This is a genomic window from Psychrobacillus sp. 05T411 (assembly GCF_056396485.1).
This window is the reverse complement of the sequence record NZ_JBFTLO010000010.1, coordinates 97,499-121,369: the sequence shown is the minus strand read 5'-3', so window position 1 is coordinate 121,369 and position 23,871 is coordinate 97,499. Positions and strand designations below refer to the sequence as shown.

Here is a 23,871-nt window from a genome sequence, read left to right as displayed (position 1 = left end):
CGCACTAAGTTTCCCCAGTACAACTCTTTTCGTCTGATGAAAATCAAAAACTTGAAGAAGCGATATATTTTCCTATTTTCGCCCAATCTGCTTCTAAAAAATCGCGATTCGAAGGACGATAAAATACAGCTGCTGGATGGTATGTTGGGATAATCATATATTTTTCCTCTGACCATATAAACTTATTTTCTTCAAGTGATGCTAGATATTGTATTTGGTGTTCGATTAATTGCCCATGTAAAACTGATACCTTTGCCTCTTTACCTAGTAAACGTTGCAAGCCGACGTTTCCTAACGTCACAATGACGGTAGGTGCTAAATGTTGCAGTTCATAATCTAATAATGGTGCATGTGCAATTATTTCTTGTTTAGTAGGTGGGCGGTTATACTTTCTTTTCGTCATTTCGCCATTTCTTTGCTTTTTGTCTCTCCATACGTATGGTCTGCTTCTTACTGCACTTGTCATATAAACGCTATCTCTTGTTAAACCAATGCTTGCAAGGGATTTAACTAATTCATCTCCTGCTCTGCCGACGAATGGTAACCCTTTAATCGCCTCATTTTCTCCTGGTGCCTCTCCTATTAGCATAATAGTAGGTTTTTTTGGTCCTTTTCCTTTGACGAAGCCCTCTACAGGAAATCCCTCTATTCTTTTCATGCCAAGTGTGACTAATTCATCAGGTAATTCAAACATATTGTTTGCACTCCTTTATAAAAAATCCTTTCCTAAAAGAGGAAAGGATTTTAGCGTATATTCTTCTTAAAAGTATTTTTCCGATATTCGTACCATAAAGCAACGAGTATAAACCAAGTATACCCTGCCATCCAACCCGCAAACACATCTGTAGCGAAATGGCGGCTTTCTGCTATGCGAGATAATCCGATAAGTATTGTAAGAATAAGTGCAGCTATCCATATAAACACACGAATTGTTTTATTGGATTGATGTTCTGCTAAGAAGTAAGCAATCGTGAATATATACAATAATCCAACCATCGCATGCCCAGATGGAAAGCTGAAGCTCTCTAGTTGATTTGGAATGTCTGGACGCTCTCTTTGCACCCATTTTTTCAACAATTGATTAAGCACATTTCCTACACCTACAGTAAACAAACCAAATAACATGCCACGATAATTTTTGGATCGTATCCATAAGTAGGCAAACAAGATTAACATCATTAAGATAATAAACTTTTGCTCTCCTATATAATGAAATAGCGAAATAAATTGATTGCCATTTATAAGTTCGTTCATTTTATGATCCAACTGCACCATTTCTGCTGATGTATAATTTAGATATATTGCAGCAAAACCGAGTAAAGTTACAAGTCCAAGTGGATAAAACCATTTTTTCATTATGCCCCACTCCCTTCCAATATATTCATGATAAAAGTATAGACTACATTATTACTATGTACAATTGAAAGAAGTATTCGTCGTATAGAGATAATGTGTCGTAGTGCGTTGACTAGTAACTGCTATAATTTTTCCTGCAGTCGTACGCTTTCCGCTGGGTGAGCGAAAAACAATAGAAATTGTTTACTCATAATCAACTCGCCAAAAACGAAATTCCCTCCATTTTTTTACTGTTTTGTTCCAATAAGTGGATTAGAGCAACGGAACAGTCATTGAAAGCAACCATTTCTATTACGAAAGCAATCAAATTAATCCGAGAGCAACCAAATTGCCATTGAAAGCAACCAATTCTCAAAATAACAAGTTTACTTAGAATGAGACAATGATGATTATGGTTCATTATTTATAAACATTGCGCAAATAGACACGAATGTTGCGCATATTTTTATCGGATAACCTATTCCAGATAAATTGAGCGGATCTTCTTGTTGTAAAGCGCCGGACCGCATGAGCGGCAAGCGCGAAGGCTAGTGATCACCTCACGACACATCATCACTATATTACTTTTCAAAAAAAATGAACCACTTAACATTACTTGGAAAATTACCCACATTCCTTTAACTCCATAACTTATTAACAACATAAAAGAAGTCCACGAAGATTAATTCCTCGTGGACTTCTTTTATTTACTTGCTTTTAACTCGTATACCCCACCACTTGACTCAATAACATGATTGGGTTTCGGTTTAAAAAGATTCGCTTTATGACCGGCAATATGCTCGGGGCTCTTTTCCCAGTTCTTCCAATCTTATTTCCGAAGTTCCTTCTTTCCCGATCATACGTCTAATTTGATAAAATATTTTATTTTATCGCTTCTAGCACTGCATCAAGTTTTGCTTTTTCTGATTCAATACCACCACCTGATAAGTACCAAGCTTCTGGGTCTAAGTAGAAGACTTTACCGTTTTTAACAGCATTTGTTTTACTAACGATTTCGTTTTCTATCGCTGCTTTTGTACCAGATTCCCCTTCAGATGCTACTGCATCACGGTCTACTACGAAAAGCATATCCGGATTTTTTTCAAGTACATATTCAAATGAAACGCTTTGTCCATGAGTAGATACTTCCAGATTTTCATCTGCAGGTTTAATACCGTATACATCATGGATCACACCAAATCGAGAACCAGGACCGTAAGCACTTAATTCTCCTTCAGATGCAAGAACGACTAATGCTTTTTCATCTAAGCTCGAAGTTTTTGCAGTAATTTCTGCGATTTGTGCATCAATTTCTTCTAAAGCTTTCGTTGCTTCTGCTTCTTTACCGAAAATTTTACCAGCTAGTTCTGTGTTTGCCTTAAACGAGTTAAGATAGTCATGTGTGTCTAGGCCAACATAAACGGTTGGTGCAATTTTACTTAATTCTTCATATGCATCTGCTTGACGACCAGAGATGAAAATTACATCTGGTTTCATTGCGTGAATTGCTTCGAAATCTGGTTCTTTTAAAGCACCTGCATTTTTATAAGATTCATCTGCATATTTACTTAAATATTTTGGCAAACTTTGTTGCGATACTGCTGCTACGTCAACGCCCAGTGCATCCAGAGTATCCAGGAACCCATAGTCAAATGCTACTACTGTTTTTGGTTGAGCATCTAGTGTTACTTCAGCGTATCCTTCCGGTTGTGGAATTGTTAACGGAAATACAGAAGACTCGTCTGTTGTTGCAGTTTCGTCAGTAGTACCTTCATTTGCAGAAGAAGTATCTTCCGTTGCTTCTTCTTTATTTCCACATGCTGCTAATACTAATAAAAGCATTGCGAACATGACTGCTAAAAATTTATACTTTTTCACTGGTGAATTTCCCCTTTTTCTTATGAGTTGAAATATACACAAATGCGACAGCTATTCATCTCTTGGATTGGAATATCCATATCATAAATCTCTTTCAACGCATCCGAATTAATGATTTCATGTGTCGGGCCGTCCTTAATTACACGCCCATTTTTCAATGCAACAATATAATCAGAGTATACAGAAGCAAAGTTAATGTCATGCAATACAATGACTACTGTTTTTCCAAGTTCTTCCACAAGTTTGCGTAAAATTTTCATAATTTGTACTGAATGCTTCATATCTAAGTTATTTAATGGTTCATCCAATAGAATATATTCCGTATCTTGCGCAATTACCATAGCGATGAATGCACGTTGACGTTGCCCACCGGACAATTCATCTAAATAATCATCCTGAATATCCGCTAAATTCATATAATCAATTGCTTGATCGATCATTTTCGTATCTTCTTCATTTAGTCTTCCTTTAGAATAAGGAAATCGACCAAATGACACTAGTTCTCGTATCGTTAAACGGACGTTCATATAATTCGATTGCTTCAAAATAGAAACTCGTTTCGAGAACTCATCGGATTTCCATTTACGTACATCTGATTTATCTAGTAGAACCTCACCCGTGTCTGCATCCAATAAACGGCTAACCATTGACAATAGTGTTGATTTTCCAGCACCATTCGGACCAATAAATGACGTAATCTTACCAGACTGTATATTAACACTTACTTTGTCTACTACTGGCTTTTTACCGAAGTGCTTTGATATCTCTTTTACTTGGATCATACTTAAGCTCGACTCTCCTTTAATAATAAATAAATGAAGTAAACCCCACCGATAAAGTTAATAATGACACTTAGAGTGGTATTAAACGTGAAAATCCTTTCAACGACCCACTGCCCGCCTATTAAAGCAACTAAACTCATCAAACTCGCACCCACTATAAGAATCGAGTGCTTGTAAGTGTTAAAGTATTGATAGGATAAGTTTGCCACAATCAATCCAAAAAACGTTATTGGACCGACAAGCGCAGTAGAAGTGGCGATTAGTACGGCTGATAAAACAAGCATACTTTTAACAATTTTATCGTAACTCACACCTAAGTTAATCGCATTGTCCCGCCCTAAAGACAATACATCCAATTCTCGAATAGATCTCCATCCGTATAAAATGGATATTACAATAATAATCATGGCGAACCATACTAAGTCCCCGTTTACATTATTGAAGCTCGCAAACATTTTGTTTTGCAAACTGGTAAACTCGTTTGGATCGATAAGTACTTGTAGGAAAGTAGTAATACTACCTAAGAAAGTCCCTATAATAATCCCAACTAGTAATAAGAAATAAATTGGGCGTTTTCCTGCATTAAACAGAAAGCGATATAGAAGCAGTGCAAAGACAACCATCGCTACGATTGAAATAAAGAAATTATAATTCTTGTTAATTACTAAGATGGACATCGAACCAAAAAAGTAATAAATGAATGTTTGTACAAGCATGTATAACGAATCTAATCCCATTACACTCGGTGTTAAAATTCGGTTATGCGTAATCGTTTGGAAAATTACAGTGGAATATGCAATCGCAACTCCTGTTAATGCCATTGCCAATACTTTAATCGCACGGCGTGGCAGCGCATAATCATAACTACCATTTAATCCTTGAAATAAGTACAATGCTATACACAAAATACTTAAAGCGATTAAAAGAATCATTTTTGTTCTATTTCGCATATGCTCTCCCCCTAAACAATAAGAATAGGAAGATTGCACTTCCGATAACACCAACCGTCATACTAATCGGTATCTCGTAAGGGAAAATGAGAACTCTACCTAAAATATCACATACTAATAAGAAAATGACGCCGAGCAGTGCTGTATGCGGTAATGTTTTTTCTAAATGATCCCCTTTAAAGATGGATACAATATTCGGGATGATTAATCCTAGAAACGGAATCATACCTACTGTTAAAACAACAGTAGTAGAAATCAAAGCCACGAGCACTAATCCCAGATTTAGCACCTTCTTGTAAGAAAGTCCTAGGTTTTTAGCGAAATCCTCGCCCATTCCTGCAACGGTAAATCGACTTGCATAGATGTACGCAATGATTAGCACCGGTACACTTATGTACAGTAGTTCATACCTGCCTTTTAGTATTAAAGAGAAATCTCCTTGTAACCATACAGTCATATTTTGAATAATATTGGATTTGTAAGCAAAAAACGTAGTAATAGAAGAGAGAATATTTCCGAACATTAAACCAACTAATGGAACAAATATTGCATCCTTAAATTTAATCCGATTCAATATTTGCATAAATAACAATGTACCTGCTAATGCGAAGATAAATGCAAAGGTGATTTTCTCCACATACGTAGCATTCGTAAATACTAACATTGATATTAAAATTCCTAGTCTAGTTGCATCGAGCGTCCCAGCTGTAGTAGGTGATACGAACTTATTCCTACTAAGACTTTGCATGATTAAACCTGCAATACTCATCCCTGCTCCCGCAAGTATAATGGCAATTAGTCTCGGTATACGGCTAATAAGAAATATTTGCGTCTCTTCCGAATTAAAATCCAGCAAGTCTGCCGGAGAAATTCTACTTACACCAACAAAGAGAGATAAAAGAGAAAGTGCTACTAGTGCAATTACAAGATATCTTTTTTTCATGTCTATCCTCATCATTCTTTTTGTGAACTCACGATAGTGAAAATCATTATCATTTACCCACAAATTTATTATAGCATCTTGCCTATACAAGTCAACCTTTAAATGAAAATGATTTTCAATTGACAATATACTATATACAAGCCATTTTGCCCCACTACAATCTTACTATATATTAATGAGAAAACAAAAAGACTGCTCCCAATTGTCGTTTTATTGCAACAATCAGGAGCAGTCTTTTAACCTATTATATTTTATAGTGTAACAGCATTATCGATTACTTCTTGTGGGATAACGATTTCTTCTACTTCATTGAAACCAGAGAAAGTAGATTTTACATCTTGTTCGATGTTCATTTTCTCTCCGTCTACTTCTATATCCATATCGAGCACGACATCTAATTTATTCGTTTGGAACGTCTCTTTATCAATGTGTATTAAATAGTTTACTGAATTAATAACAAAATCCATTTGAATCTCTTCGCCTGCACCCATCGTTTGCATCACTTCGTCGACTTGTGTTTTTACAAGTTCTGTGAATTTTTCACCTGAAGCCTCGAGCGTTAAAATATAGTTTTCATTATCTTGTTCAAATTTAAACTCATCTAAATATCCTTCAATCTGCTTCAGTTGATCGGATGCATCAGCTTGGCCGGCAGCATTCATAATTCCTGCCATCATTTCTTGTGGAAACTTCATCCACTGTCCTGCAGATTCTTCGTATACATAGAAATCATCTGCTGTCATATAGCTTTCTGATTCAGACGTTTGAGCAGGCATACCTTCTGCCAATCCATTTACAGTTGATGTACCTTTTTGATGCATTTGCATTGGTTCTACTATATATTCCATATCCATTTTCGAGCTAATTTCTAATGTAGTTTCTTCGCTAGGCATATTCATTTTTTGATTTAGATCCATTACTGCTTTTACACTTTTCAGCTCTTCTGAAGTAGCAATAGATTTATCATATACCTCTTGTAGTGTTAACTTACTCTGTTCTGTTACCTCTTCACTTTCCGCTGGAGTTGCAGTTTCGTTACATGCAGCTAAACCTAATGATAATGTGGCTACTGCTATAAGCATTGTCCATTTTTTCATATTAGTTATCATCCCTTCATGTGTTGATAACTATATATACGAGGAAAGTTTAGGTAAGGTTTCATTTATTTTACTCCACGCATATACTTTTGGATTAAAGGCGTCATTAAATACAATAGTAATCCGATAATAATCGCGATTACTCCGATTACACCAAAGTATAAAATTTCATTTTCTGGTGAATACAATTTAACTACCTGTGCATTGATGGCTTGTGCGGATGCATTCGTCATGAACCACAAACTCATCGTTTGAGCGGCAAAGGCACCTGGCGCAAGTTTTGTTGTAGCAGATAAACCAACTGGTGATAATAGTAACTCACCAAGTACAACTAAGAAGAAGCTCAGTACAAGCCAAAACGGGTTAACAAGCGTTTCCGTTCCATTCATATAGGCTGGAATGATCATCACAATGAATGACATACCCGCAAAGAACAAACCGAAAGAGAACTTTTTAGGCGTAGATGGTTGTCTGTCACCAAGTTTTATCCACATCCAAGCAAAAATAGGTGCGAGCACAATTATAAATAACGGATTTAATGATTGGAACCATGCTGGTGAAATCTCAAAAGATCCTATCATCAGATTAACACGCTCATCCGCATACTGCGCCAATATATTGGCCCCTTGTTCGGCAATTGCCCAGAACATCATCGCCGAAACAAATAATGGAATATATGCAAGCAATCTTGACTTCTCATCAGCAGTTGTACGCTCACTTCTATACATCACGATAAAATACAAGGTCGGTATAACAATACCTAAAATAGAAACCGTCATTGTAAAGACATCAATTGTCATAATTCCTTGTTTCACTAATATAAATCCAAGAACAAGTACGATTATAATGACAAATCCGATTCTAGCAAATACCTTTTTCCGTTCTTCACTAGTCATTGGATTTGGCACATATGACCCTGCCAAACCAAGATTATTTTTCTTTGTTACTAAAAAGACGATTAATCCAAGAGCCATCCCAACTGCTGCTAGTCCAAATCCTAAATGGAAGTTGTACTCTAGACCGACAGTTCCAACGATCAATGGCGCAAGGAATCCTCCCATGTTAATACCCATATAGAAAATACTGAAACCAGAGTCACGACGAGCGTCCTTCTCTGAATACAAATCGCCAACGATAGTTGAAATATTTGATTTTAATAACCCTGTTCCAATGATGATTAGTGCCATCGAAATAAATAGTGTTGTAATTCCACCTGGGAACGACAATACGATATGACCGAGCATTATTAATACTCCACCATAAAATACAGTTCTTGTCGTACCTAGTATTCGGTCGGCTATCCAGCCTCCAATAATTCCAGACATATAAACAAGGGAACCATAAACGGCCATGATGGAGTTTGCCGTTGAACGCTCAAGCCCCAATCCACCTTGTGTTACTTCATAGTACATATAATAGATTAGAATTGCGCGCATCCCGTAGTAAGAAAAACGCTCCCAAAACTCTGTGAAAAATAAGGACATTAACCCTTTTGGATGTCCAAAGAATCCTTTTTGTGGAACTGATTTTACTATTTCATCTTTTGAAAACATGCTTTTACCTCTTTTCTAAAATAAGACATTCATTATATCGTCCTCTCTTTTTCCTGTCAAAAAATATCCAATTATTTCGCTTTCTGAAATTGTTCGCTATAATAGTCACTATGCAATAGAAGAAAGGAGGAGATTTTATGCTAAAGAAGTTTTTTGCATTTTATAAACCACATAAAAGGCTATTCGTTATCGATTTTAGTAGTGCTGTATTTGTCGCCCTTTTAGAACTGGCTTTTCCTGTTGCAGTGAAATGGTTTATCGATGTCTTATTACCAACTGGCGATTGGAATATGATTGTCCGCATCAGTATTTTATTGTTGCTCGTATACATATTGAGCACTTTCCTTAACTATGTAGTAAGTTATTTTGGTCATAAACTTGGGATTAATATCGAAACAGACATGCGCCAGCAATTATTTAATCATGTGCAACGGCAATCATTTCGGTTTTTTGATAATACAAAAACTGGTCATATTATGAGTCGTATTACGAATGACTTATTTGATATCGGCGAACTTGCCCATCATGGTCCGGAGGATTTATTCATCGCCATTATGACGCTTATTGGAGCATTTGCCATTATGTTCAATATCAATCCTGAGCTTGCAATTATCGCAATCATTATGGTTCCATTCCTATCTATCGTTGCTACTTACGGAAATATTATGATGAACAAAGCATGGAAGAATATGTATGGTAAAATTGCTGACGTAAATGCCCGAGTCGAAGATAGTGTATCCGGTGTACGTGTAGTCCAATCATTTACAAATGAAAAATTTGAAATCGCTCGTTTCAAAGAAGATAACGGGAATTTCCGTTTGGCAAAACTAAGCGCTTATAAAGTAATGGCTGGTACACATTCCAGTATTTATATGATGACCCGACTTGTGACATTAGTTGTACTTGTGGTGGGAGCTTGGTTTACATTCCAAGAAAAATTATCTTACGGTGAGCTTGTGAGCTTTATATTGTATGTCAATGTGTTGATCAAACCAGTGGATAAAATTACAGCACTACTCGAGCTATATCCCAAAGGAATGGCTGGATTTAAACGGTTTTTGGATCTCGTGGAACAAGAACCAGAGATTAAAGATCGACCAAATGCTTTAAGTGTTACTCATTTAAATGGAAACATTGAATTTGACAATGTTAGCTTCCGCTACGATAAGCATAAATCTGTACTAGAGGACATTAATTTATCGATTAAAGCTGGGGAAACGGTGGCTTTTGTCGGTCCGTCTGGAGCAGGAAAAACAACCATTTGTTCACTTATTCCACGTTTTTATGAGGTGAATGAAGGTGCCATTTCCATTGATGGACTAAATATTCAAGACGTCACTATGCAATCATTACGTGCTCAAATTGGAATTGTACAACAGGATGTCTTTTTATTTACTGGTACCATTGAAGAAAATATCGCGTACGGGAAAAAGGATGCTACTACCGAAGAAATTCGCGATGCAGCAAAAAAAGCGCATTTAGAAGACTTTATCGCCGGCCTTCCTGAAGGGTATAATACTCAAATTGGAGAAAGAGGACTTAAATTATCTGGTGGACAAAAGCAGCGCTTAGCAATTGCGCGTATGTTCTTGAAAAATCCACCAATTTTAATATTGGACGAGGCTACCTCTGCCCTTGATACAGAAACAGAAAAAATAATCCAAAAATCATTAATGGAGCTTGCAGAAAATCGCACAACACTTATTATTGCCCATCGCCTTGCAACTATTCGCGATGCAGACCGAGTGTTAGTGGTAACCGAAGACGGAATCGCAGAAGATGGATCGTATAATGAGTTAGTCGCGCAAGACGGGATTTTCGCTAGATTGCATAATATACAGTTCCAAGAAGTGTGAAAAGAAGCTTATCGCCCGAGCGATAAGCTTCTTTTTTATTCTTCTACAAAGACAAATTGCTCAAATCGATCATAGTCTGATTTTTTCAGTTCGACTCTAACAAGCGTCCCTTCTTCTTCGTACGATGTCGACTTCACAGATGCATGCTCGTTTAAATAAGATACAAGATCTCCTCGATCAAAAGGGATCAACATATTGCATAAAACATAGTCCGAAAAAATACGTTTTTTAATCATATCTAGCAGTTCGTCTAGGCCTGCCCCTTCCTTAGCAGAAATCCAAATATTATCGCTAGTTACATGAGGATATTTCAAATCAGCCAAGTCTGATTTATTGTATACATAAATCGTCGGTACATCCTCTACCCCTACAGCGAGTAGCGTCTCGTTCGTAACATCCATCATATAACGGTTTTCAGCATTTGATACATCTACAACATGTAGTAGTAAGCTAGCATCTCGTGCTTCTTCCAAAGTGGAACGGAATGCTTTCACTAAATGGTGAGGTAGCTTACTAACAAATCCTACCGTATCTGTTAATAAAAACTCTTTTTGATCAGGTAACTTGATCTGACGAACGGAAGTTTCGAGCGTAGCAAATAGCATATCCTTTTCAAATACTTGTTTGGAATCCGCTTGTCCAACTTTATGAAGCAATTGATTCATAATAGTAGACTTACCAGCATTTGTGTATCCCACTAATGATACAACTGGAATGGCGTTTTTCTTCCGTTGTTTACGTTGTGTTTCGCGCTGATATTTGACCTGCTCTAGCTCACGTTTAAGTTTGGCAATTTGATCTTCAATTTTACGTCTATCCAGCTCTAGTTTTGTTTCCCCAGCACCACGGTTTTTAAAACCGCCGCCTGTTCCCCCACCTTGTCTACCAAGGGATGCTCGGAGTCCGACTAAACGTGGCAACATATACTGTAGCTGTGCCAATTCTACTTGCATCTGTGCTTCGTTCGATTTCGCACGACGAGCAAAAATGTCTAATATGAGCATCGTCCGATCGATTACTTTACATTCTAGATMCCGTTCTAAATTTCGAATTTGTGATGGTGTAAGTTCATCATTAAAAATAACTAGATTGGCATCAGCTTCTTCGTAAAAGTTTTTTATCTCTTCTACTTTACCTGTCCCAACGTAATGGGAATTCGTCACACGTTCTAGATTTTGCGTGACTTCTCCTACTACTTGTACGTTTAGTGCTTCTGCTAAATTGTGTAATTCTTCTAATCCATATTCAAAATGCTCATCATGCTGCAAATTGACCGCAACAATGACCGCTTTTTCTATAAATTCTTCCAAAATTATTCCTCCTCTTAGTGGAAGTGATACGTTGCCCGTTCATATATAAGCGTTTCTTTATCCCCTGTCCCCTCTATATGAACTGCCGCTAATCTTTCCTTTGTTCCACTTTGTAACTGTTTAAAGATTAGCTTTGTATTGCTTAGTAAAAGTATGTGTCCATCTTCTTCTACCAAGTCAAAATACCTTTTCCACTTATTCATTATTCCCTTTGGATCACGCACATGAAATTCACATGCTGAAATGCTTAATTGTAAATTACTTTCGTTAATAGTGCCATCATTTTGAAGTGATTGATAGCGTTCTTCATCGCTTTCCTCCCATTCGATAAAAAATGGAGTAGGTAATGCATCGCTTATCTCTTCTTTCACAAATAGCATCTTCCACTTACGAACTTGGCCACTTGTTGTTTTTCTTTCAGCATGTAAAACTCCAGAGGTTTCTATACCCTTCGCTTCCAGTTGCCCGAAAAGTTCATCAATTGTCGTCGTACGAATGCAAATAGTTCCAAATCCAGCAGTTGTTTTCAAATCGTGCAAGAATAGATTAATTAATGGATGGTTTGCATTTTCTGCAATTTCTTTATGTTCAAGCGCTAACCACTCTATATAGCTAGTCTTTGCGTATAAAAGTGCATTATATGTACCCCAATTTGTATGTTGGCCTCCAATAACGGCGTGATAACCTTTCTTGTTCCAATCACTTGCAACTTGACTCGGTGTTTTTGTTACGTGATGGACGATATGATCTAAATACATTTTAACAACCCTTTCCCATTTTATTTACTAATGAAATTATGTAAAACAAAAGAGATGACTTAGAAATATGTCATCTCTTTGTCGATTTCCCGGGAAATATCTTATACGAAAACTTTATCTTTCGACATTTCGCGAAGTAAGAACTTTTGAATTTTCCCCGAAGCGGTCATTGGATATGCATCGATAAATTCAATGTATTTCGGGATTTTATGATGAGATATTTTCCCTTTACAGTATGTCTTTAATTCTTCACCCGTTAAGTTTTCGCCTGTTTTTAAAATAACCCACGCCATTAGTTCTTCCCCGTATTTCTGATCCGGTACCCCAACTACTTGAACATCTTGAATCGCCGGGTGCTGATACAAAAACTCTTCCACTTCTTTTGGATAAATATTTTCTCCGCCGCGAATGACCATGTCTTTCATGCGTCCAGTTATATCGAGGTACCCTTCCTCGTCCATTACTGCGATATCGCCCGTATGTAGCCATCCTTCTGCATCAATGGCAGATTTTGTCGCTTCTTCGTTTTTATAATAACCTTTCATCACTAGGTAACCTCTCGTACATAACTCACCCGGAACTCCCGCTGGTGTATCTTCCCCTGTTACCGGGTCGATAATTTTCACTTCTACTCCCGGATGGGCTTTCCCAACAGTCGATACTCGTTTTTCGATTGCATCGTCCGTTTTCGTTTGTGTAATAACCGGAGAAGATTCTGTTTGCCCATATGCTATTGTTACTTCTGACATCCCCATATCTTCTATTACTCTTTTCATTACTTCTATTGGACAAATGGAACCAGCCATAATCCCAGTGCGTAATGTAGATAAGTCATATTGAGCAAAATCTGGATGATTTAACTCCGCTATAAACATAGTAGGGACACCGTGTAATGCCGTACACTTTTCGTCTTGCACCATTTGTAATACTTTTTCTGCATTAAACTGTTCCATGATGACCATTGTACTACCATGGGTAACAGATGCAATTGTACCCATCACACAGCCGAAGCAATGGAAGAATGGAACAGGGATGCATAATCGGTCATTTTCTGTAAGATGAATATAATCTCCAACAAGTTGTCCATTATTCACTACATTTTTATGCGTTAGCATTACACCTTTTGGAAATCCAGTCGTTCCAGATGTATACTGCATATTAATGACATCATCATTATGAAGTGCGTTCAAACGTTGCGTTAATGTTTCATCAGGTACACTTTCTGCATGTGCTAAAAGCTCGGACCATGTATAAATTCCTGGATATTCATTTTCACTCATCACAATGACACGTTTAAAATTTGGTAATTTCTCAGAGTGTATTTTACCTTTTTCTGAGTCTTCGATTTCTGGACAGACAGCGCGTATAATGTCCAAGTATGATGTCCCTTTATATGACTCGCATAATATAAGTGTCGTTGCATCCGACTGTTGCAGTAAATACTCCAACTCTTTTTCTTGATAACTCGTATTTACAGTTATAAGAACAGCACCCATCTTTCCTGTTGCATACTGACTTAATAACCACTCTCTTTTGTTATCAKACCATATTGCAACATGTTCCCCTTTGTGGATGCCCATACCGATGAACGCTTTTGCAAGCTCGTCCGTTTCTTCGTCAAATTCTTTATATGTTTTTCGAATGCCATGTTCGGGATATACGTAGGCTTCTGTTTCTGGAAATTTTCTTGCTGCTTCTTTTACTATTTGTCCAACTGTTTTTTCATTTAACAAACAAATCTCCCCTTTTTGAATGCTATTTCATTTCCTATTATTCTATCACAAAATTCTGACGAAATAGACTATTTCTTAACTAATTGACTTAATAGTAAAACGTGATAAAATCCTAATTACTTCGTCACTTCAAAGCGTTGAAGTGCGAAAGTGTTTTATTAATTTCACTGAGGAGGATTTACTATGTTTCGAATTCGTTCGACGATCATGCCTTCCTTTTTAGAGGCTGTTCTCATTACAATGATGATTATTGCATTAATGGCAGTTTGTATTGTTCAATTTGATGCAGTTCCACATATGCCTATTTTACTGGCGATTTTATTACTGATTACTTATGGATTATTCAAAAAAGTGCCTTTCAAAAAGTTAGAGGAAGGACTAATAGAAGGATCCAAAGCAGGACTTGGAGCAATTTTTATCTTTTTCTTTATAGGTATTTTAATAAGTAGCTGGATGATGGGTGGGACTATACCTACACTGATTTATTTAGGTTTCCAGTTTATTACTCCGCATTTTTTCTATGCGATTGTATTTTTAATTACATGTATTGTTGGATTGTCTATTGGGAGCTCCTTAACAACGGTTGCGACAGTTGGCGTTGCATTTATTGGGATGGCAAGCGCGATGGATATTTCTTTAGCTATTACAGCTGGAGCAATTGTTTCAGGAGCCTTTTTTGGAGATAAAATGTCTCCCTTATCTGATACGACGAATCTTGCTTCTGCGATTGTTCAAGTCGATCTATTTGAACATATTCGCAATATGGGATGGACGACTATTCCTGCATTTTTTATCTCTCTTGTTGGTTACGGGATTTTATCGCCTAATAAAGAAATCCAAGAGTTAGATCAGATTAATGTTTTTCAAGAGGGACTTCTTCAGACAGGTATGGTCCACTGGTATACATTACTTCCGATCGTTTTACTCTTTATACTTTCTATCAAAAAAGTGCCTGCGATTATTGCATTAGCTTTAACTTCTATTGCGGCTATTTGCATTTCTTACTTTTTTCATTTCACTCCTTTTGAAGAAGTACTGAATATATTGTTTAACGGCTATTCGTCTAGTGTTGGAATCGAAGCAGTTGACTCCCTTCTTACCCGTGGTGGTATGAATAGTATGATGTTTACGATTGGACTTGTCATACTTGCTTTAAGTATGGGAGGGCTATTATTTACACTCGGCATTGTACAAAGTTTACTTGCGAAAGTGGAAAGTTTATTGAAAAGCGTAGGAGCTGTTATTACAGCGACGGCTTTTACTGGAATTGGTGTAAACACATTAATAGGCGAGCAATATTTATCCATATTACTAACAGGTGAATCATTCCAATCGCAATTTAAAAAAGTAGGACTTGCCAATAAAAACTTAGCGCGTGTTATGGAAGACGCTGGGACAGTCGTGAATCCACTTGTTCCATGGAGTGTGTGTGGCATATTCATCACGAATGTATTAGCTGTTTCCACAATTGATTACTTGCCATTTGCCTTTTTCTGTTTGTTAAGCCCAATTCTGACGATATTGTTTGGATGGACTGGTAAGACGCTTACTTATTTGAAGTAATTTCTATTTAATTGTTATTACAACTAAAGCTTTCATTTTTCCAACTAACCTAAAATATCATCGGTGTGTTACACTATTTCCAAGTATATTACGGAAAAAGAAGGCGAATCGTATGGAATTTCAAGAAATGAAAACATATCTAATAGAACAAGTTGGAAAAAAGCAGTTGGTTGCTGCAACGATCAGTCAGCCACGTGCCAAGTCTAATGAAGTAAAGCGCGTTAAACTAAAGCCAATCGAAATAAAAAATAAATATCACATTCAACTAGAATATCAATATGAACGCATTTTAAAACATGAAAATGTTCCACTAGAAAGTTTTGCGGAGACACTAGAAGACCTGTTAGAACAGTTCCGCCAAATTCATGCGGATTTCGTAACAGAAAAAGTACAAGCCCAACTTTCTAAGAAAAACAAAGTAATGTGGAAATCAGAGAAAACAGAAGCTGCAAAAACAGTGAATCTCTCGCATAATCGTAAAAAGAATTATTTGTTAGATGAAAACACTCCCTATCCTTTTCTTATTCGTTTAGGCGTACAAACCGAGGAAGGAAAAGTGAAAAAGCAAAAATACGATAAGTTCAAGCAAATTAACCGTTTTGTGGAGTTTATCGACGATGCTCTTGCCCATTTACCAAAGGATAAACCTGTGCGGATTCTCGATTTTGGATCTGGGAAATCATATTTAACTTTTGCACTTTATCATTATTTAAAAATCGAAAAAGGTCTCGATATTCGAGTGACTGGTTTGGATTTGAAAAAGGAAGTTATTGAGGAATGTGCGCAGATTGCAGACGATTTAGGCTATGAACAACTCGAGTTTTTAGTTGGAGATATTAATGATTACAACGACGAAACAGCTGTAGATATGGTTGTTACACTCCATGCTTGTGACGTTGCAACAGATATGGCCCTTGCACGTGCAGTAAAATGGGGAGCCAGTGTTATTTTAAGTGTCCCTTGTTGCCAGCATGAGTTAAATAGACAGCTAGATGCACCTGGTCTTGATATTATGTTAAAGCACGGACTCATAAAAGAACGCTTTGCAGCACTCGCAACGGACTCCATTCGAGCAGAAATATTAAATATGGTCGGCTATGAGGCACAATTAGTGGAGTTTATTGATATGGAAAATACGCCGAAAAATATATTAATACGAGCTTATAAGAACGGGAAAATAGCGACCGATGAACAAATGGAAGGTTATAAACAGTTTAAGCAAATGTTAAATGCAGATCCTTTTTTGGAGAATGAATTGAAAGAAATGATGCCTAGTACCACGGATAGGAGTTGAAATCATGAAAGAACCGACATTTAAAAAAGTAGCCTATGGTATAGCAATGGCTATCGCTATCATTATTGTGCATTTCATCGATGTACGAGTATATAATATGTCCCCGATCATCGCCTTGTTATTAGCGATTTTAATCACCTTTTTAGGGATAGTATTTATCAACAAATCGGAGAAAATGGATAGAAAAATTTCGCGAATGAATTACAACTTACTAAATGTAGCGGTTGTACTAGCCCTATTCTTCGCTTATGTCACCATTTCACAGTAAAAGGTCGTCTCCAAAAACGGGGACGACCTTTCTTTTTATAACTCTTGTCTTAATGCTTGAATGACATCTATTTTCGTTGCTTTTCGTGCTGGTCTCCACCCTGAAATCATTGCAACACTAATGCTAATAACAGAAGCAATGACCACAAGTTGCCAAGGGATTAAAGAAAAGGTCATCGATATACCTTCGAACTCTTCCTCCCCTAAGGCTGCACCTACTACCATCGGCAATATCCAGTTTGCTAGGAAACTTACAGCATAAGAAATGATGACTGCTAGCACTGTCCCAATTACACCGATCCATGCACTTTCCATCAAAAACAAGCGTTGAATCAGTTTAGGACTTGCGCCAATTGCTTTCATTACACCGATTTCACGAGTTCTCTCCGTTACCGCCATTGTCATCGTATTAAAAATACCGATGGAAGCTATTAATACGGCGATTGTCCCAACAAAGATAAGCCCTATTTTAAATGCCATGAAAAAGACATCTAACTGCTCTAATTGTTCTGAAACGGAATACACACTATAGCCCATTTCTTTTAGGTCTTCCGTTACCGATTTTACATGCTCTAAGCTAGAAGTGTAGATTTTCATGCTAGAGTAGAATAAGTCGGTATTCTCTCCTTCCACATTCACTTCGTACACTTCCTGAAACTTGTCCTTCCATGACTCATCTAATAGCATGTTCGTATCGACAAACCAATCCCTCGCCGGTTTCTCCGTTACTCCTACAATCGTAAAATCCCAGTTTTCCGGGAAAGCTTCTTCCGATTCATATGATTGAAGTGACATAGAAATCGTTTTTCCGATTAAACTCTCTTTGTATCCTCCCTTAGATTCCGCTTCTTCTTCCGTACTTTTCTCCATTTCCTGGCGTTCCGTATCCGTTAATAAGTTCTCTGCAAACTGGTAGCCTACAATGATTTCATTGTCCTTCGTAGGCATACGCCCTTCAGATAGTTTGAGATTTGATTTTTCTTCTTCTGCAAAATTAGTAAGCAGCATACTACCTTCAAGCGAACGATTTTCTAGTTGAGAAACTGTCATGATGTCCATACGAGTTCTTTGTACAATTGCATCTACATGTTCCACTGCTCTAATTTTAGAAATATCGATTTCTTCTCCATCATTTGTATACACTTCAACTTCGGTAATAGCTTGATCTTCTAATACTTCTTGACGCATCGTATCTTGTATGCCAAATCCGATGGAAGCTAGTACGATTAAAAATGCACACCCCATTGTTGCGGCAAGTATGGTCATAAATACACGTAATTTGTTTTTCTTTATATGCTGGCGTACAAAGTCGACCTGATCTTTAAATAACATTGCTTGTATCTCCTTTCACTAATTCCCCGTCACGCATTCTGAATTTACGATGTGCGATGTTAGCGACTTCTTCATCATGCGTAATAATAACGAATGTTACCCCCAGTGTTTGATTGAGGTCTTGTATTAATAACAATATATCTTGTTCTGTCTCCGAATCTAAGCTACCAGTTGGCTCATCTGCGAAAAGAATTGGAGGATTTGTAATCAATGCTCGGGCAATACTAACGCGCTGCTGTTGTCCGCCTGATAATTCATTTGGGTAATGGTCTGCTACTTCCGTGAGTCCTACTTTACTCAATAACTGTTGCACGCTTGCTTTTCTTTTTTTCGCCGCTATTCCTTTTAATTTCAATGGTAGCTCAATGTTTTCAAATGCGGTCAACCCAGGCATGAGTTGAAAGTTTTGAAAGATGAAGCCAAAATTATTTAATCGGAACTGCGCTCTTTCGGTTTCATTCAAGCTAGCGGTTTCTTGGTCATTCACTATTATGGATCCTTGTTCTGGACTCATGAATCCTGCTATTGTATGTAGTAACGTGGACTTTCCCGATCCACTTTTTCCTACAATCACAACGATTTCCCCTTTTTCTACTTCAAAGGATAATCCTTTTAGGACGGGTACCCTCTTTTCTTTTCCTTTTTTTCCAATTAGAAATGTATGATTAACATTTTGTACTTGTATCATTTGTTTTCTCCTTCCGTCTTGCTACTTTATTTAGTGTACAGATTGTTTCTTAACATTTTGGAAGGATAAATATGAAGAATTTCTTAAGAATTATTTTAGAATCATTCAAACTTTCCATAACACTTGCCCGTCTAATCATTGAAACGTAATCGCGGGTACGGGAAAAAGGAGTTCAAAAACGTCATGACGAAAAAGGAAAAATTTCAACTTGTTGAAAACTATATAGTAGAACATCAAAACGATTATTATCGGCTAGCTTTTAGTTATGTAAAAAATAAAGAAAATGCGTTGGATATTATTCAAGACAGTATTATTAAAGCATTAAACTCGATTGATTGTTTAGAGGAAGTGCAATATATTAAAACATGGTTTTATCGAATTGTTGTAAATACATCCATCGATTTCATTCGAAAGCATGGACGTATGCAAACAATGGACGATGATATTCTTCATTCCCTTTTACCTGAGCAACATGATTTAGAAAAAGACTATGATTTATATGAAGCCATCGATCATCTAAAAGAACCATATAAAACAATTATCGTTTTGCGATATTTTGAGGATTTAAAAATTGATGAAATAGCAGAAGTACAACAGGAAAATACAAATACGATCAAAACGAGATTGTATGCAGCACTTCGAAAACTACGAGTCAATATGGAAGAGAAGGTGGAATTATGAAAAAGTTACAAGATGCCAAAAAGAAATACGAAGAAATTGAAATCCCTGAGGAATTAAATAATATAGTGAAAAACTCTATTAAAAAAGCAAACAGAAAACAGAAGAAGCCTTTCAAACAATGGGGACTTGGCTTAGTTGCAGCGGCAGCATTGTTTACAACTAGTGTGAATGTAAGCCCCGCACTCGCACAATCTCTTGCAACCCTCCCTCTGCTTGGGCAATTTGTTCAAGTCGTCACCTTTCAGGCCATTAAGCTTGATGAAGACACTTATAACGCCGACTTAAAAACTCCAATAGTTACTGGACTGGAAAATAAGGAATTAGAACAAATGTTAAATGAAAAATATATCGCAGAAAATGAAGCACTTTATGAAGGCTTCCAAAAAGAAATAAAGGAATTAGAGGAAGCAGGCGGTGGGCATCTAGGTGTAACATCTACGTATGAAGTAGTAACGGATACAGAGGATATTCTTTCTATTAGTCGTTATGAAGTGAATACAGTTGGATCATCTTCTACAACAATGCGTACAGATACGATTGATAAGAAAAACCAGATACTAATTACATTACCAAGTTTATTTAAAAATGATGCGTATATCGAGGCTATTTCTACTTATTTAAAAGATGAAATGGCAAAACAAATGGCAAATGACTCTAATAAAATATATTGGATCGATGATAAGGACGAAATAGGTTTCGTATTCGAAGCTATTCGCCCGGATCAAACTTTCTCCATAACTGCAGATCATAAGCTAACAATTTCGTTTGACAAATATGAAATAGCCCCAGGTTATATGGGTGTTCTGACATTTGAAATTCCAACTGAAGTGATAAGTGAATATCTCATAAGTGATTACTATATAAAATAATGGACTGGTTGCAAAATCGAACTAGTTGATTATCCGGTTCTACCCCTTAAATTAAACGAAAAACTGCTCCTTCTCACAAACTAGTGAGTAGGAGCAGTTTTGCTAATTATGATGGCATCGGAGTTTTGGTTGGTGCTGCATAACCTTCTTTATAAGCCTCATCGATAGCATTTCGAATTTCTACTAAAGATTTGCCTTCTTGTACCATGGAGATGCTAGCTATCGCCGTTTCTACACAAGCTGCACATCTTGTTCCGTGGTCATCCCACACAACTTCTCCATTTTCTTTTATCTCGTGAACGAAACAGTTAAAGTTATCTTTATGCCCTGCACTATCTCCGCAACCACAGTAACAAGGCATCCATTTTAAAATATCATGAGCCTTTGCTGCTGCTTGATAAACAAGTTGCATATCTTCCGACTGGTTTTCTAAAAATGCTGGTAACACATCTGTTGATGCAGTTGTTTCTTGTAAATCGCCATTTGCTAAGTGTGCGATATGTTCTTCATGCCCCTCATGATCTTCTTTGGTCGTTTTCTGTCCGCATGCTGAAAGAACTAATATAGAAGCAAGGCATATAAATAGTATTTTTTTCATAATAGGCAATCTCTCTTCTTAAATCATTTTTTCCGGACGAACGATTTCATCGAACTTTTCAGCAGTCAATAAATCAAGTGCTACTGCCGCTTCTTTCAATGTCGACCCATTTTTATGTGCATGTTTTGCAATTTTTGCTGCATTTTCATAACCGATATACGGGTTTAAGGCAGTCACTAACATGAGTGAATTGTTTACATGATGTTCGATTGTTTCTAAGTTTGGTTCAATGCCAACCGCGCAATTGTTGTTAAAACTAATAATTGCATCGCTTAGTAATTCTACAGATTGTAGGAAATTATGAATGATGACTGGTTTGAAAACATTCAATTGGTAGTTCCCTTGACTTGCTGCGAAGCTGATCGTCGTATCATTACCCATAACTTGTGCAACAACCATTGTCATCGCTTCACTTTGTGTTGGGTTTACTTTACCTGGCATAATCGAGCTTCCCGGTTCATTTTCCGGAATGGAAATTTCTCCAATACCGGAGCGTGGACCACTTGCAAGTAAGCGAACATCATTAGCGATTTTCATTAAGTCTGCGGCAAGTGCTTTTACCGCCCCGTGCACATACACGACATCGTCATAGCTTGTTAAAGAATGGAATTTATTTTTGGCGGAAGTAAATTCAATGCCCAATGCTTTTGAAATTTCAGCTGCAACTAAATCGCCAAATCCTTTTGGTGCATTCAAACCCGTACCTACCGCTGTTCCACCGATTGCTAGCTCCTTCATGTCGGACACACTTTGCGCAATCATTTTAGAAGATTTTTCTAGCATTCTATGCCATCCACTAAACTCTTGTCCTAGTGAAAGTGGAGTAGCATCCTGCAAATGTGTACGTCCGATTTTCACGATATCCATAAATTTTTCGGATTTCTTGCCAAGTGTTTCTTTTAATACATCGATTGCAGGTAATAGTTTTTGCTCTACGGCAAGCACTCCTGCAATATGCAGGGCTGTTGGGAATGTATCATTGGAACTTTGAGATTTATTGACGTCATCGTTGGGATGAAGTCGCTCTTGGCTTCCTTGTGCTTCTAGAAGTTGATTGCCACGATGTGCAATAACCTCGTTTACATTCATATTCGATTGTGTACCGCTACCCGTTTGCCATACGACAAGTGGGAAATGCATATCTAATTTTCCTGCTAAAATTTCATCTGCTGCTGCTGCGATAGCATCTTTTTTGACTTCTGAAAGATTTCCTAGAGAGTGACTAACTATTGCGGCAGATTTTTTTAATAAGGCAAGTCCATGGACAACACCAATTGGCATTTTTTCAGCACCAATTTTAAAGTTTTCTTTGGACCTTTGTGTTTGTGCACCCCAAAGGCTATCTTGCGGAACTCGAATTTCTCCCATAGAATCATGCTCAATACGATAAGACATTTTTCTCTCTCCTTTTAGATCCATTTGTTGTTGTTTTCTTCTAACATTTTCAAAAACTCATCCACTACAATCGGATTAAATTGGGTACCTCTTCCGTCTTTCATCTCTTGTATAGCATCTTCAATCGTCATAGCGTCTCTATATACACGGTTTGTCGTCATGGCATCGAAGGCATCTACAACGGAAACAATGGAAGCCTCCAATGAAATTTCGCTTCCCATTAACCCGTATGGATATCCTTTTCCATCATACCGCTCATGATGCTCTTCTACAATAAAAGCAGCTTTCCGTAACCATTCTACTTCATGCTTTCGCATCATTTCAGCACCTAATGTCGTATGCATTTTGATGATGTTCCATTCTTTTTCTGTTAATTTACTAGGTTTGTTTAATATATCTAATGGAATTGCTAGTTTACCTATATCATGAAAATAGGAACCTACACTTAGAATCGACACATTTTGCTTCGGCTCCATTCTTTTCCAAAGTTCAATCGAATAATCTCTAATACGAGCGCAATGATGGTATGTATAGCCATCCACTTCTTGTATTTTTCTTGCATCGCGTTGAATAATATATCGTTCCGTAAAGTTTTTCTCAAAAAAAGAAGAGGTCATTTCAAATAACATTTCTACAGTTTCTTTTGCATAACAAGTATGAACAGCGGGATTTATATTTGTATCTATGACATCACCCGGACATAAGATAATTTTCTTTCCTTCTACATCCACCTCTAGTTCCCCACTCAAAATGGTATATCGCTCTGTAAATGAATCATCATCATTCGGAGTATAGTGAATCCAAGAAGCACTATTTGGGATAAGCGTATATAAAGAATAGGAAATTCCATTCGCACTCCCAATGTAAGTCGTTACCGATTTATCTGTAACAACTTTTGGCAAATACATCTTTTGTTTAAGATCCTGTACCTGTTCGATTGTTAGCATGCTATTCGCCTCCATTCATTTGACAATATTCTACGTAATATG

General features: G+C 37.1%; 22 protein-coding genes. 6 read left to right on the top strand and 16 right to left on the bottom strand.

All coding sequences use genetic code 11. The annotated features are described in order from the left end of the window. Positions 1 to 43 precede the first annotated feature (43 nt). From AC1DFT_RS10655 to AC1DFT_RS10620, 8 genes are all read right to left on the bottom strand, one after another. Entirely contained in the window at positions 44 to 694 is a 651-nt protein-coding gene (locus AC1DFT_RS10655) for a uracil-DNA glycosylase (protein WP_477919175.1), read from the bottom strand. Positions 695 to 744: 50 nt separating this feature from the next. Beyond that, complete coding sequence (locus AC1DFT_RS10650; RefSeq protein WP_477919174.1) at positions 745 to 1,356, bottom strand: phosphatase PAP2 family protein; 612 nt, start codon at positions 1,354 to 1,356, stop codon at positions 745 to 747. 861 nt (positions 1,357 to 2,217) lie between these two features. Beyond that, complete coding sequence (locus AC1DFT_RS10645; protein WP_477919173.1) at positions 2,218 to 3,213, bottom strand: siderophore ABC transporter substrate-binding protein; 996 nt, start codon at positions 3,211 to 3,213, stop codon at positions 2,218 to 2,220. Between the two features lie 20 nt (positions 3,214 to 3,233). Continuing rightward, positions 3,234 to 3,995 (bottom strand): iron ABC transporter ATP-binding protein, encoded by a 762-nt coding sequence (locus AC1DFT_RS10640; protein ID WP_477919172.1) that lies wholly within the window; start codon positions 3,993 to 3,995, stop codon positions 3,234 to 3,236. Between the two features lie 2 nt (positions 3,996 to 3,997). Then, on the bottom strand, positions 3,998 to 4,945 hold the full coding sequence (locus AC1DFT_RS10635; protein ID WP_477919171.1) for an iron chelate uptake ABC transporter family permease subunit: 948 nt from the start codon (positions 4,943 to 4,945) through the stop codon (positions 3,998 to 4,000). Beyond that, positions 4,935 to 5,888: an ABC transporter permease gene (locus tag AC1DFT_RS10630; protein ID WP_477919170.1), complete on the bottom strand. Its 954-nt coding sequence runs from the start codon at positions 5,886 to 5,888 to the stop codon at positions 4,935 to 4,937. The genes AC1DFT_RS10635 and AC1DFT_RS10630 overlap by 11 nt, the downstream gene beginning before the upstream one ends. A gap of 251 nt (positions 5,889 to 6,139) precedes the next feature. After that, positions 6,140 to 6,985 carry a DUF6612 family protein gene (locus AC1DFT_RS10625; protein WP_477919169.1) on the bottom strand — a complete coding sequence of 282 codons (846 nt, stop codon included), beginning with the start codon at positions 6,983 to 6,985 and terminating at the stop codon, positions 6,140 to 6,142. A 65-nt stretch (positions 6,986 to 7,050) separates the two neighbouring features. Further along, positions 7,051 to 8,538 (bottom strand): peptide MFS transporter, encoded by a 1,488-nt coding sequence (locus AC1DFT_RS10620; RefSeq protein WP_477919168.1) that lies wholly within the window; start codon positions 8,536 to 8,538, stop codon positions 7,051 to 7,053. Positions 8,539 to 8,675: 137 nt separating this feature from the next. Between AC1DFT_RS10620 and AC1DFT_RS10615 the strand changes: the two genes are divergently transcribed. Further along, positions 8,676 to 10,394 carry an ABC transporter ATP-binding protein gene (locus AC1DFT_RS10615; protein ID WP_477919167.1) on the top strand — a complete coding sequence of 573 codons (1,719 nt, stop codon included), beginning with the start codon at positions 8,676 to 8,678 and terminating at the stop codon, positions 10,392 to 10,394. A gap of 35 nt (positions 10,395 to 10,429) precedes the next feature. On the opposite strand, the gene hflX is transcribed toward AC1DFT_RS10615, so the two are convergent. The 3 genes from hflX to AC1DFT_RS10600 all read right to left on the bottom strand — a co-directional run bounded on the left by hflX (position 10,430) and on the right by AC1DFT_RS10600 (position 14,195). Then, positions 10,430 to 11,704, bottom strand: coding sequence for a GTPase HflX (hflX, locus tag AC1DFT_RS10610; RefSeq protein ID WP_477919166.1), 1,275 nt, complete (start codon positions 11,702 to 11,704; stop codon positions 10,430 to 10,432). A gap of 14 nt (positions 11,705 to 11,718) precedes the next feature. Further along, complete coding sequence (locus AC1DFT_RS10605) at positions 11,719 to 12,462, bottom strand: VOC family protein (protein ID WP_477919165.1); 744 nt, start codon at positions 12,460 to 12,462, stop codon at positions 11,719 to 11,721. 101 nt (positions 12,463 to 12,563) lie between these two features. Next, on the bottom strand, positions 12,564 to 14,195 hold the full coding sequence (locus AC1DFT_RS10600; RefSeq protein ID WP_477919164.1) for an AMP-binding protein: 1,632 nt from the start codon (positions 14,193 to 14,195) through the stop codon (positions 12,564 to 12,566). Between the two features lie 183 nt (positions 14,196 to 14,378). Here AC1DFT_RS10600 and nhaC point away from each other — a divergent pair, with 183 nt between their 5' ends. From nhaC to AC1DFT_RS10585, 3 genes are all read left to right on the top strand, one after another. Continuing rightward, positions 14,379 to 15,758: a Na+/H+ antiporter NhaC gene (gene nhaC, locus AC1DFT_RS10595; protein ID WP_477919163.1), complete on the top strand. Its 1,380-nt coding sequence runs from the start codon at positions 14,379 to 14,381 to the stop codon at positions 15,756 to 15,758. 112 nt (positions 15,759 to 15,870) lie between these two features. Beyond that, positions 15,871 to 17,052, top strand: a complete 1,182-nt coding sequence (locus AC1DFT_RS10590; protein WP_477919162.1) for a class I SAM-dependent methyltransferase — start codon at positions 15,871 to 15,873, stop codon at positions 17,050 to 17,052. Positions 17,053 to 17,056: 4 nt separating this feature from the next. Beyond that, positions 17,057 to 17,320 (top strand): hypothetical protein, encoded by a 264-nt coding sequence (locus AC1DFT_RS10585; RefSeq protein WP_477919161.1) that lies wholly within the window; start codon positions 17,057 to 17,059, stop codon positions 17,318 to 17,320. Between the two features lie 35 nt (positions 17,321 to 17,355). Here the strand turns inward: AC1DFT_RS10585 and AC1DFT_RS10580 are convergent, their stop codons facing one another. Continuing rightward, entirely contained in the window at positions 17,356 to 18,651 is a 1,296-nt protein-coding gene (locus AC1DFT_RS10580; RefSeq protein ID WP_477919160.1) for an ABC transporter permease, read from the bottom strand. Next, entirely contained in the window at positions 18,641 to 19,339 is a 699-nt protein-coding gene (locus AC1DFT_RS10575) for an ABC transporter ATP-binding protein (protein ID WP_477919159.1), read from the bottom strand. Before AC1DFT_RS10575 ends, AC1DFT_RS10580 begins: the two co-directional genes overlap by 11 nt. Positions 19,340 to 19,522: 183 nt before the next feature. Between AC1DFT_RS10575 and AC1DFT_RS10570 the strand changes: the two genes are divergently transcribed. Next, entirely contained in the window at positions 19,523 to 20,020 is a 498-nt protein-coding gene (locus tag AC1DFT_RS10570; RefSeq protein ID WP_477919158.1) for a sigma-70 family RNA polymerase sigma factor, read from the top strand. Further along, a complete protein-coding gene (rsiV, locus tag AC1DFT_RS10565) occupies positions 20,014 to 20,889 on the top strand; it encodes an anti-sigma-V factor RsiV (RefSeq protein ID WP_477919200.1) in 876 nt (291 codons plus the stop codon). The genes AC1DFT_RS10570 and rsiV overlap by 7 nt, the downstream gene beginning before the upstream one ends. Positions 20,890 to 20,995: 106 nt before the next feature. Here the strand turns inward: rsiV and AC1DFT_RS10560 are convergent, their stop codons facing one another. From AC1DFT_RS10560 to AC1DFT_RS10550, 3 genes are read right to left on the bottom strand one after another with little or no spacing between them, the layout of a single operon-like run. Continuing rightward, a complete protein-coding gene (locus AC1DFT_RS10560; protein WP_477919157.1) occupies positions 20,996 to 21,487 on the bottom strand; it encodes a PCYCGC motif-containing (lipo)protein in 492 nt (163 codons plus the stop codon). An 18-nt stretch (positions 21,488 to 21,505) separates the two neighbouring features. Further along, positions 21,506 to 22,882 carry a class II fumarate hydratase gene (gene fumC / locus AC1DFT_RS10555; protein WP_477919156.1) on the bottom strand — a complete coding sequence of 459 codons (1,377 nt, stop codon included), beginning with the start codon at positions 22,880 to 22,882 and terminating at the stop codon, positions 21,506 to 21,508. 14 nt (positions 22,883 to 22,896) lie between these two features. Continuing rightward, positions 22,897 to 23,829, bottom strand: coding sequence for an HD domain-containing phosphohydrolase (locus AC1DFT_RS10550; protein ID WP_477919155.1), 933 nt, complete (start codon positions 23,827 to 23,829; stop codon positions 22,897 to 22,899). Positions 23,830 to 23,871: the final 42 nt, after the last annotated feature.